The organism is Pokkaliibacter sp. MBI-7 (assembly GCF_029846635.1).
GTDB lineage: Bacteria > Pseudomonadota > Gammaproteobacteria > Pseudomonadales > Balneatricaceae > Pokkaliibacter.
The window spans coordinates 2,908,335-2,919,960 of the sequence record NZ_JARVTG010000001.1 but is presented as its reverse complement, the minus strand read 5'-3'; the positions used below and the strand labels follow the sequence as shown (position 1 = coordinate 2,919,960).

Here is an 11,626-nt window from a genome sequence, read left to right as displayed (position 1 = left end):
GCCTTAAGCACAGGGATGATTGCTTATGCTGCGTATTTCCTTGCCATCGAGTGATGGCTCATCGTTAATTCTGTCTGATACCGCCCATGTTGCCGGTGCCACCGCCGTCAGAGACGCCGCCCGGCAGCTGCAGAACCTGCCCGAATCGGCCCGAACGTCGCTGGTCTGTGCCCTGCAGGGCATCAACAGCCCTGCTGCCAGCCACAGCAACAGCATGGCGCAGCTGGGCCGCAGTGTGGCTGACGCGGTACAGAATGGTCAGCTTTATCTGTTCAGCAGTGGTAACAGCGTACGCGCCAAAGGGCATGGACGTGGTTATGCCGCCATCAGCGCCAAAAGTGTGGCCCTGCCTGCGGCGGTCAGCGGCGCCGGTGGCTTTGGTCTTGGTCAGATCAGCGCCGCGGCCAATCTGCTGAGCGGCCCCAGTGCGGCCCTCAGTAACGTCGCCGGCAGCATCGGTGGCTTTGCCGGGCCGATCAGCGGCGTAGCGGCCGGCCTGACGGGAAGCAGCAGCCTGCTCGGTAGCCTCGGCAGTCTGGGTGCGGACACCCTGTTGCAGAAAGCCGGTCTGCCCAGCCTCAGCACGGTCGCCGGTATCGTCTCTACCGCCAGCTCAGGCTCTCTGCCCAGTCTGGTGGCGTCGCTGGGACAAACCGCCATCAGCTATGGCCTGAGCAAGGCCGGGCTACCCTCTCTCAGCACCCTCTACAACATCACCGATGGTCTGTCGAAACTGCCACAAATCATCAGCAGCATTGGAGAGGGCGACTGGACCGGTGCGCTGAGCAGCCTGGGCCTTGGCACCTCTCCCCTCAACCTAAGTGGCATCATCTTTAATGACGGCTGCTGGGGAACCGGAAGCCCGGTATCCGCCCTGCCAAACTATCCCGAACCTTACGGCGGGGGCTGGGGTGGTGTGTTAAACAACGTTGGCAGTGACTCTCTGACGCTGACCATGAACGACACCAGTAACACCCTGCCGCTGGGCGCCATGAGCTTTGGGGGTGATCCGGTGTCGCTGGCCAGCGGTGAAGAGGTACTGCGCCTGACGGACTTCAGCCAGCCGGGGCTGTTCCCCCTGCAATGGCAGCGTCTGTACCGCTCCGGCCTGTGTGATCAGCAGGTTGGCCTGGGGCTGGGCTGGCGCACCGACTTTCACCAGACCCTGGAACTACAGCAGGATGAACACGGCGAACGCCAGCTGCTGCTGACCGACGGCGAAGGGCGGGTACACCCCTTTAAATGGGTCGGCGACGGCGGCATGAGCTATCAGCAGGCCGCCGGCATGGCCCTCAAGCACGACTACGACACCGTGCTGCGTGACATGCGGTTTCACCTCTATCTGAGCGATGGCAGTTGCTGGAGCTTCCGTCGCTACAATCCGGCGACACAGCACTGGCAGCTGGATACGGTCTGCGCCAGTGATGGTCGCACCCATGACTGTGACTACGATGAACACCATCGCCTCAGCCGTATTCGCTATGCACACCAGAGCGCCATCACGCTGGAATATCAGGATGAGCGGCTGATCGCCGTCCATCAGGTCCGGCTGGATGCCTGGCAGGAGGTTGCCACGCAGCTCAGCACCCTGGCACGCTATCACTATTCACCTCTGGGTGAACTGCTCAGTGCTACTGACCAGTATGGACGCACCGAGCACTACCACTATGACCGCGGCCTGATCGTCCAGCGTACCCGCGCCAGTGGCTTCAGCCACTACTTCCGCTGGCAGCATTACGACGGCCGCCACACCGCCGCACGATGTATCGAACAGTGGGGAGAGGGTGATCTCTACCACTACCACTTCAGCTATGACCGCCTGCAACGTATCACCACCATGACCGATGGCCGCGGCGGCGTCTGGCGTCATCAGCACAACAGCCAGTGGCGCCCCGTGCAGATCACCTCACCGGACGGGCGCACTGAGCGCTTTGACTATGACGAACTCCAGCGCCTGATCCAGCACACCGACGGCAATGGCCATCAGATCCGCTACGCCTACAACCATCGCGGCCAGCGCGAAGCCGAACTGCACAGTGACGGCCTGTTCCGCCGCTTCCGCTACAACGACCGCGGTCAGCTGATTCAGCAGAGCGACAACGACGGCGAGCTGTTTAAACGCCACTTCAATCTGGCCGGTCAGCCGCTGTGGCAGGAAGATGCCTGCGGTGCCCGCAGCCGCTGGGTCTATGACCGGCGCGAGCGCTTGCACCAATGGCTGCCCGCGGCAGCACCGGCGCGCACGTTTTATTACGATAAAGACCAGCCCGAGCGCCTCTCCTCATTGCAGATCGGCCAGGCCCGCTGGCGCTTCAGCTATGACGAAGACGGGCGGGTCAATGCCGTCCTCAACCCGGATCAGTGGATCAGCGCCGTGCGTTACGAGCGGGGCCGGGTGGTGGAACGGCGACAGTTTGCCCAGACGGCGCCGGCGCAGGCGGAAGTAACCCACTATCGCTACAACGACGCCGGTCAGCTGCTCAGCCAGACCCTGCCGGATGGCCGTACCTTCAGTCTGGAATATGACGGTCTGGCCCAGCCGGTGCGCCAGCTCTTCCCCGATGGCTCCAGCCTGACGCTGGACTACGACGCCGAGCGCAATCTGACCTCGTTGCTGCGCAGTGACGGCAGCCGCTATCACCTCGACTACGACGGCGACGAGCACATCACCCGCACCCTCGGCTTTGATGGCCGCGAACAGCACTATGCCTACGACAGCGGCGGCAAACTGGTGGGCATCGAGGAAGGTCGGCGTCGGATTGAGCTGGAGCGCGACAGTGCGGGCCGCATCGTCCGCCGTCGCTGCCTGCTGGCAGAGCAGGGCTGGGAAGAGGAGTTTCTGCCACACCCGCGCGGTGGCCTGCAGGCCACCCGCAACCCGGACGCTGAATGGCGTTTTGACTATCGTGCCAACGGTCAGCCCAGCCGGGTCGAGCTACGCCTGCCCGCGCCCGCGACGCACGATGACACCGTCTACAGCCTGCACTATGCCTACGATGAGCAGGGCCTGTTGCAGCACCTGACGCTGGCCGACGGCAGCCAGCTGCAGTTCCGCTACAACCGGGATCAGCAACTGGACAGCCTGCGCTACCAGCGTGACCCGCACGCCCCGTCACTGCGCTTGCTGCGCCGCGAGCTGGACAGCCAGCTGCGTGAAGTGTCCCGTTATCTGGGTGAGCATGATGACGGGCTGCAGCTGCAGCAACGCTTCGATGGTCGCGGCCGCTTATGCCAGCAGCACTGGCAGTCGGCCACCTGGCAGCGTCAGCGCGACTATCACTTTGGTCAGGATCAGCAGCTGCAACGCATTGATGACAGCCACGGCGGCCTGCAGCAGTTTCAGTACGATGCGCTGGGCCAGCTCAGCAGCCATCATCAGGTCGCGCCCGGGCACGCCGACAGCGCCTTTGCCCGGCAGCCGTTTCAGTTCGACAGCCAGGGCAACCCGCTGCATCACAACAGCGAGGCCACCTTCGACCGCCTGACCCATTTCGGCAGCCTGCGCTACGGTTACGATGCTTACGGCAACCAGATCAGCGTGCGTCAGGCCGATGGCGAACAGCCGCTGCAACAGCGCCGTTTCGACGCCCTCAATCAGCTGCGTGAGGTGAAGGAAAAGCACGTCACCGCCCGCTACACCTACGACAGCGTTGGCCGCCGTATCAGCAAGCGGGTCGAGACCCGGCAACTGATCCGTGAAGAAGGCTATGACGCCGACGATGACAATGGCTGGGTCAGCAAGATCGAACGCCAGCACACCGTCTTCCTGTGGGAAGGCGACCGCCTGCTCGGTGAAGTCACCGACGGCCGTTACCGCTGGTATCTGTATGAGCCGGACAGCTTCCGCCCGCTGCTGCTGATCGACGACGGGCAGGTCTACTACTACCAGCTTGACCACCTCGGCACCCCACTGAGCCTTACCGACAGTTTCGGTAACATCGTCTGGCAAGCCAGTTACAGCGCCTTCGGTGAAGCGCAGATCAGTATCGAGCAGGTACGCAACCCGCTGCGCTTTCAGGGCCAGTATTTCGATGATGAAAGCGGCCTGCACTACAACCGCCACCGCTATTACGACCCGCACACCGGCCGCTATATCAGCCAGGACCCTATCGGCCTGCTGGGCGGCCTGAACCCCTACCGCTATGCGCCCAACCCGGTGAACTGGGTGGACCCGCTGGGGTTGACGTGTAAGGAGGAAGACGGATTTTTCAGTAATCTGGCTTCAGGAATACCAGAGCTACCTGACTTTCCAGTGGCGCTGACCACGACACCGGGGGGCACGGCCCCCAGTGACTTCAATGCCGATTGGGATAACAGCAGTAAAGAAGACTACGGGGATAAGTGGTATTACCCCGCTATTCTGGGCCGAGACCTCGTACTGGGTGCCAGCCACTCAGCCAGTACCGGGATCATGGGACTCATGGATACCCTGAAGCATCCTGTTGAGGCCGCGCAAAATATCGGTGAGTGGTGGAGCAAAACCAGCGCCTCTGACATGTTGGATAGCGCACAATCAGCCTTGTCCAACAAGATCGATAACATTACCGCGGCGTTTACAGGTGGCAATGCCTTTACGCTGGGCGCAGAGGCCGAACCCGTTGCTGAAATCGCACTGGGTGGATATGGTGCAGCCAGAGGTGCAGCAGGGTTAGGCCGGGGGATACTGACGGCGGAAGAGGGTGTTGGAGGGATAGTTTCTAACAGAAGTATCACAAGACCTGAATGGGATAATGCAGTATCTGGAGTTGAAGGTGATTTCGGGTATCTGCCAACTCTCAGGCAAGGATATGTTAAAGAAGTATATGACTTACAAAAGTCAGTCGAAGAGTTTCGAGCTAAGGGTGCATCATTAGAGGATGTAGCTAGATACGCATATACTGCTCGAACTGAACTAAAAATCAAATATCGCAAGTACACCCCGTCAGAGTTTCTTGAAACGATCAATGCACGTAATTTGGAAAAATATGGTAACGAGCTTGGCCCCACTTTTGACTATTTAATTGACAAAGGAAAGTCGTTCGATCAGATAATTGAAAGTGCAACTAGATCTGGTGGTGGAGATTTATTTTGACATGAGAAATTTACCAAAAGAAAACTTATTAACAATCGAAAAAATGAAGTCTGGCAGATTATGTTTGAACCTGAACTCTTACACTGAATGGGAAGACTTTCCAGAATACGCAAAAAAACTGGCAAATAAATTAGATGCAAACATAAATAGTAAAATTGACTCTATTGATATTAGAATCTGGGAGCTAAAAATAAAAAACGAAATCGTTCGTCTTGTTTTCGATGACTTTCCTATGTTGATATCACTGGAGTCAACAAGTAAGGAAGGCGACATTTTACTAAGCGACATTAAGACAAAACTAGAAAGAGAAGTTAATAATACTTTTTGAAATTGATGATTTCCTTTTATAAAAAATAAAAACACTCTTATTAATAAAGCAAGCCAAGATTGTTTATGATGTGAATCGAGGAAGGTCAGCAAAATCGAACGCCAGAGCACCGTCTTCCTGTGGGAAGGCGACCGCCTGCTCGGTGAAGTCACCGATGGCCGTTACCGCTGGTATCTGTATGAGCCGGACAGCTTCCGCCCGCTGCTGCTGATCGACGACGGGCAGGTCTACTACTATCAGCTTGACCACCTCGGCACCCCACTGAGCCTTACCGACAGTTTCGGTAACGTCGTCTGGCAGGCCAGCTACAGCACCTTCGGGGAAGCCCAGATCAGCCTCGAACAGGTGCGCAACCCGCTGCGTTTTCAGGGCCAGTATTTCGATGATGAAAGTGGCCTGCACTACAACCGCCACCGCTATTACGACCCCCATACCGGCCGCTATATCAGCCAGGACCCTATCGGCCTGCTGGGCGGCCTGAACCCCTACCGCTATGCGCCCAACCCGGTGAACTGGGTAGACCCGCTGGGGTTGACGTGTAAGGAGGAAGACGGATTTTTCAGTAATCTGGCTTCAGGAATGCCAGAGCTACCTGACTTTCCAGTGGCACTGACCACGACACCGGGGGGCACGGCCCCCAGTGACTTCAATGCCGATTGGGATGACAGCAGTAAGGAAGACTACGGCGATAAGTGGTATTACCCCGCTATTCTGGGCCGCGACCTCGTACTGGGTGCCAGCCACTCAGCCAGTACCGGGATCATGGGACTCATGGATACCCTGAAGCATCCTGTTGAGGCCGCGCAAAATATCGGTGAGTGGTGGAGCAAAACCAGCGCCTCTGACATGTTGGATAGCGCACAATCAGCCTTGTCCAACAAGATCGATAACATTACCGCGGCGTTTACAGGTGGCAATGCCTTTACGCTGGGCGCAGAGGCCGAACCCGTTGCTGAAATCGCACTGGGTGGATATGGTGCAGCCAGAGGTGCAGCAGGGTTAGGCCGGGGGATACTGACGGCGGAAGAGGGTGTTGGGGCGCGGGTGTCAAACACACACAGGCAAACAGGCGGCGGTGGCTACACAGCATCGGCAGATGAACTATACGATGCGATAAGGGAAAGCGTCACAGATGTATCTGAGATTGCAAACAATACAGGCTTCAAGGCTGAAAATATCCAGAAAGTAAAAGATCATGTTTTCTACAATGAACATTTATTAGATAGATATGTGGACTATGGCATTCCTGCTGAAACAAGACGATTTGATAGCACCATTGAACAAGCTAATGCATGGAAACGTTTAGAAAATGGAACATACACTGATGCAGATATAACTTGGCTAAAGCATGAAACGGCCGAGAGATGGTATGAAACAAAGTACGACTCTGGTTATAGTGAAGCTCATGATAGAGTAAACGAACGCTGGAGCGGCTTCCCTTGGGAGATAGAGTAATGCAATTTATAAAAGATGGTGAAATTTACAAAATTGCCAGAATAACAGGTTCACAAGACAACATACTTGGAGTTTGCTTCTCAGAAGATGAAGTACCTGTAGAAATTATAAGTTGGAGTATAAAAAAAGGTGCAAAAATAAAATCCTCACCAACACAGGTTTTAAATCAGGTTTTATCAGGTTTAGAGGTAGCAAACAGCGTTTCCAAAAAAAAATACCATTTGTCAAAGATTTATTTTCTTCCTTCAGATGCTCCTTCTAATTCAGTCTATAAGCTTTTAACAAAAGAGTTAATAAACCGAATTGATAAAGGGCTAAAATTTTCAGAAATATAGAGGGCATTCACAACGAGGTTGTTCATAGTTCTGGGTCAGCAAAATCGAACGCCAGAGCACCGTCTTTCTGTGGGAAGGCGACCGCCTGCTCGGCGAAGTCACCGATGGCCGTTACCGCTGGTATCTGTATGAGCCGGACAGCTTCCGCCCGCTGCTGCTGATCGACGACGGGCAGGTCTACTACTATCAGCTCGACCACCTCGGCACCCCGCTGAGTCTCACCGACAGCTACGGCCACCGCGTCTGGCAGGCCAGCTACAGCGCCTTCGGGGAAGCCCAGATCAGTATCGAGCAGGTACGCAACCCGCTGCGCTTTCAGGGCCAGTATTTCGATGATGAAAGCGGCCTGCACTACAACCGCCACCGCTATTACGACCCGCACACCGGCCGCTATATCAGCCAGGACCCTATCGGCCTGCTGGGCGGCCTGAACCCCTACCGCTATGCGCCCAACCCGGTCAACTGGGTGGACCCGCTGGGGTTGACGTGTAAGGAGGAGACGACACCATTTTCGTTCAATTTGCCATCACTACCATCTGCTAGCGATGATCATTTCGCTGGTTTTCTTTGGAATCGTGTTTTAGATGGTGGTGTACGTGACAATATTTTCGATTATGGGAAAGGCTTAGCAAATGGTGCGATATCGGTAGCCAACGGGGTTGGTAACTTTTTCTCTCAGGCATATAGACAACTAAGCGGCGATCCCCAGGCAGAATTAGAAGGGCAGGCTTTTGACTATGGATTGCAAGAAGTTGTAACGAACCCTACCGTCAGAACGGAGATAAACAAATATTTATTCCAAGAAGGAACTGACCTCAAAAACTACACTTCCGAAAATATTGGACGGGTTATTGGAAGAACAGCTACAGGGATAATACTTAGACCACTTGGTGCAATAGCAACAATTGGAGACATTGGCAAAGCTATGGAGAACGGAAGTGACTATATCAAAGCAGCAGTTTTCGGGGAAGACTAAAACATTCTTAGCCTTCTTAGCTTTCACAAGCATACTATTATGTTTTACAGCATCGTTGATTTACATATTTAAATTTTGGACGTTTTTATACGTGATACTTTTTTTTATGAGTGTATTCTGTGGCGGTGTACATCTAGCATTCTCTAAGAAAAAAAATAGAAGAACAATTTCATACATCTTCTACACCGCATATATTGCATCGCTCTTTATTTGTTTACTTTATACACCATTTCAACCATAAGTGGCTTTATTGTATAAATAGACTTCAGTATAAAAGCCCCTTACCTCGGACGGTTTTATAACAAAGGCACCGTGATTGACGTACCGAGCTGAGTGCAGCGATTTAATATTATCGCCCGCACCTGAAGCTCGCCCAACTCGGTCAACTGGGTAGCCCCGCTGGGGTTGACGTGTAAGGAGGAGGGCAGCTTCTGGAGCAATATCAGCCCACAGACTTATCTCGCCTCCCTTCCGGCGCTAGCGGAGACCTCACTGGTAGGAGGCGCCTCAGGCACGGCATTTTTAAGTGAAGCCGTCGCTGGCAGTAGCATTGCCTCTGAACTGCTGGCTGCCGGAGGCGGGTTGCTGACAACTCTTGGCGATGGGTTACTGGCCGGGCTGGGTGCGATAGGAACGACAGCCACGTCGATACTGGGTGGTGTCGTTGGGATGCTGATCCCCAGCCCAATGGGCAAAAGCACCGAGTGGGAAGGTGCTGATGGCACGGAATACATTGCACAAAGCTCAGCGTTTGATATTAAAGGCACTCGTCCAGACGGTAGTACAGTTTCTTTGATGCCCAACGGTCAAGGCATCTATGTGGACCAAGGTATTCCTGTTGCCATACGTAAAGGCGATAAGGTTCTGCCTTTCCAGCGCGTCGGTAATACCTACATTGCGACTGAACCCAGTGGTAATACGATTGTATGGACGCCTGATCAAAGTGGTGAAATCGGAAGCAGTAGTACACGTTATCCAGCCCAGACAGACCCTTTCCCAAGCTCTACGATCAGCTTTCCCAGTGATATTGGCGCAAATAGCAGCACCAGCTACCCCATTTATGACGATGCGGACAGTGGTATTTATGGCTATCCTGCGGATTCGGGCGTGGGTGATTTGGGGGCTGTTTATAATCAAAACAATGACTCAGATCTGACATATAGCGCCTCACCTAAACATGCCAAAGGAGGCTGGGGGACGTATATGGATCTAGATGATGATACTGCGCAAAGAGTTCTGAATGAATCTATACAAGGTGGCAAGCAGCGTTATAGCTACTACGATGGGAAAGTATATGAGTTCCAACCAGACAACACAGGAACATGGCACGGATACCCCATTCCTGGGAATGAGGCCCCAGCATCAATTCTAAGAAGTTTCAGAGACAGTGGAAAAATATCAAACTCCGAATACAACAAACTTTTAAAGGGAAAATAAAATGTCAAGACCTACAATAAAAATCAACAGTCAAGAAAATGAATTTTACATCTTACACATTAAAAACGAAGACATAACAATATCGACCATAAAGTTAGAAAATCTAGATAAGCTTAATTGGTTTAACGAAAATAAAAGGGCAATTATAGATGAAATATTTCCTTTCATGACCACCAACAAATCCATCGCTGAATCAGTAGCCAATTTCTATCAATATGTTGAAGATCACACAGACGAGGAGGTTGATAAGGTCTATGAGTATAGAACAACTCATGGTCTGAGATTTGCTTTCAGAGGACAGGACGTGGATGACATATACATAGGAAAAATATCAGCAGATGTATACGAAATATCCAAGGCTGGTGATAAACCTTGGTCACTTAAAATAGATATCAATGATATTTTTCGTCAGCTGAATAGTGAAATCGTTCGGCATGGAGTCTGTAAATACAGCTGACACAATATAAAAACAGAAACATAAGTAAGGCATGCAATTAAAATTCAAAATTAATTTTGATACTATTATTAAAATAATAAGAAACCAAAAGCCGACACCAGTCGGCAAAAAATTCTAAAATAAAAATCAAGGTGACTTTAAGATGCATCAAAATTTTTGGCGACATCGAATTTCTATATAAGCCAATCGATAATATCGAGTTCAACCCAATGGAAAGTAATAAAAATGGAAGAAGTTTACTCAGGTTTAAGGCATATTTTATGAATATAGAAGTAAGCTCAAACGACATGAGAAAGTTCATAAAAAGCATCACTGGTTAACAAATCAATACTCTCGTTTAAAATAACGGACTGTGCAGATCCATTACTACCAGCTGAACCACTTTGGCAGGCCAGCTACAGCGCCTTCGGTGAAGCGCAGATCAGCATCGGGCATGTGCGTGATCCACCGCGGAAAGCATACAGAGGCAAGCACAATGGACATGCACTCTTTCATCAGGTCAGGCCGGTGTGGTTATCACTGGCCTCCTATCTTCAGGCTTGGATCTCTACTTCACCGTCTCCACCCCGGCAAATACCTCAAACAGATCCACCTCTTCCGTTTTCTGTGGGCCAAGGCGCAGGCGTTTTTCGATGGCGAGTAAATGGTGCTCCATTGATGCTACCGCAGCGGCCTTATCGCCTGCCAGTAGCGCTTCGGCAAGATGGTCGTGCTCGTCGTGGGAGCACTGTATGCCGCTTTGCACTTCATACAGCGCAATGATCAACGAGGTACGGGCGATCAGGCTGTCAAGCATTTCACCCAGCGTCTGATTCCCGGCTATGCGTGATAAAAGGCGGTGGAAGTCGCCGGAAAGACGGATGAACTCCGGCTTGGCCGGATCATGGCCCAGCGCATGCTCCTGAGCAATATGCGCACTGATGGCCTTGCGATCCTTTGCGCTCATATTGTCGATGGCATTCTCAATCATCGCCTTTTCAATCACCCGACGGGCAGCGAACACTTCACGGGCCTGCTGCGGCGTCGGCTCTTCGACAAAGGCACCCCGGTTCATTTCAATCCGCACCAGCTTGAGATGGGAAAGATCACGCAAGGCGCTGCGCACGTGATTGCGATTGGCGGCAAACACCTCAACCAGATTCAGCTCGGTCAGACGGGTGCCCGGGGGGAGACGCTGTTCGACGATGGCGTCGTAGATGGAAGTGAAGATGCGTTGCACCTCGCGGACGGCATGGCTGGCCATAACTTATTACTCTTGCCCGGCTCTCGCTGTTCTATTGTTAGCAATTTAGCGGAAACACAAGGTGAATGCCTAGCGCTGTTTTACACTGCCCCGATATGTTTCAGTTTTGTGCTGCCCACGCCCAACTTTGGGTCAGTTATTTAAACCATTCAGCTCATAAAACCAGCATTCTTGGCCTTTTGATTCAGCCTTCAGGATCCTCTGATGATCTTTTTGCAGTGCGAATAAAGCGCTGAATTTACATATAAAACCGGCCTTCCAAGACCTCCTCCAGAGGGAACAGAATCCACTGCTGTGAATTTGTGGCATATCGATTGCTAACAA

The 11,626-nt window shown here is 52.8% G+C and carries 8 protein-coding genes and 2 pseudogenes; 9 read left to right on the top strand and 1 reads right to left on the bottom strand.

All coding sequences use genetic code 11. The features are described 5' to 3' along the window. The first annotated feature begins 25 nt into the window (after positions 1 to 25). From QCD60_RS13065 to QCD60_RS13030, 9 genes and pseudogenes are all read left to right on the top strand, one after another. Positions 26 to 5,071 carry an RHS repeat-associated core domain-containing protein gene (locus QCD60_RS13065; RefSeq protein WP_279785977.1) on the top strand — a complete coding sequence of 1,682 codons (5,046 nt, stop codon included), beginning with the start codon at positions 26 to 28 and terminating at the stop codon, positions 5,069 to 5,071. Next, positions 5,037 to 5,399 (top strand): DUF3630 family protein, encoded by a 363-nt coding sequence (locus QCD60_RS13060; RefSeq protein ID WP_279785976.1) that lies wholly within the window; start codon positions 5,037 to 5,039, stop codon positions 5,397 to 5,399. Before QCD60_RS13065 ends, QCD60_RS13060 begins: the two co-directional genes overlap by 35 nt. Positions 5,400 to 5,492: 93 nt before the next feature. Further along, a pseudogene (locus QCD60_RS30640) lies at positions 5,493 to 5,678 on the top strand (RHS domain-containing protein); the annotation flags it as partial. Between the two features lie 66 nt (positions 5,679 to 5,744). Further along, positions 5,745 to 6,854: an RHS repeat-associated core domain-containing protein gene (locus QCD60_RS13055; protein WP_279785975.1), complete on the top strand. Its 1,110-nt coding sequence runs from the start codon at positions 5,745 to 5,747 to the stop codon at positions 6,852 to 6,854. Further along, positions 6,854 to 7,189 (top strand): hypothetical protein, encoded by a 336-nt coding sequence (locus QCD60_RS13050; RefSeq protein WP_279785974.1) that lies wholly within the window; start codon positions 6,854 to 6,856, stop codon positions 7,187 to 7,189. Before QCD60_RS13055 ends, QCD60_RS13050 begins: the two co-directional genes overlap by 1 nt. Before the next feature lie 43 nt (positions 7,190 to 7,232). Then, a pseudogene (locus QCD60_RS30635) lies at positions 7,233 to 7,613 on the top strand (RHS repeat-associated core domain-containing protein); the annotation flags it as partial. Between the two features lie 57 nt (positions 7,614 to 7,670). Continuing rightward, the gene (locus tag QCD60_RS13040; RefSeq protein ID WP_279785972.1) at positions 7,671 to 8,165 is read left to right on the top strand and encodes a hypothetical protein; all 495 of its coding nucleotides are present in this window, start codon (positions 7,671 to 7,673) and stop codon (positions 8,163 to 8,165) included. 582 nt (positions 8,166 to 8,747) lie between these two features. Continuing rightward, complete coding sequence (locus QCD60_RS13035; RefSeq protein WP_279785970.1) at positions 8,748 to 9,602, top strand: S-type pyocin domain-containing protein; 855 nt, start codon at positions 8,748 to 8,750, stop codon at positions 9,600 to 9,602. A 1-nt stretch (position 9,603) separates the two neighbouring features. Beyond that, a complete protein-coding gene (locus QCD60_RS13030) occupies positions 9,604 to 10,059 on the top strand; it encodes a hypothetical protein (protein ID WP_279785968.1) in 456 nt (151 codons plus the stop codon). 547 nt (positions 10,060 to 10,606) lie between these two features. Here QCD60_RS13030 and QCD60_RS13025 read toward each other — a convergent pair. Then, the gene (locus tag QCD60_RS13025; protein WP_279785966.1) at positions 10,607 to 11,302 is read right to left on the bottom strand and encodes a GntR family transcriptional regulator; all 696 of its coding nucleotides are present in this window, start codon (positions 11,300 to 11,302) and stop codon (positions 10,607 to 10,609) included. Positions 11,303 to 11,626: the final 324 nt, after the last annotated feature.

Excerpts from the sequence above, each read along its gene's own strand:
- QCD60_RS13065 (WP_279785977.1), top strand. The coding sequence starts at position 26 with ATGCTGCGTATTTCCTTGCCATCGAGTGATGGCTCATCGTTAATTCTG.
- QCD60_RS13050 (WP_279785974.1), top strand. The coding sequence starts at position 6,854 with ATGCAATTTATAAAAGATGGTGAAATTTACAAAATTGCCAGAATAACA.
- QCD60_RS13030 (WP_279785968.1), top strand. The coding sequence starts at position 9,604 with ATGTCAAGACCTACAATAAAAATCAACAGTCAAGAAAATGAATTTTAC.
- QCD60_RS13025 (WP_279785966.1), bottom strand. The coding sequence starts at position 11,302 with ATGGCCAGCCATGCCGTCCGCGAGGTGCAACGCATCTTCACTTCCATC.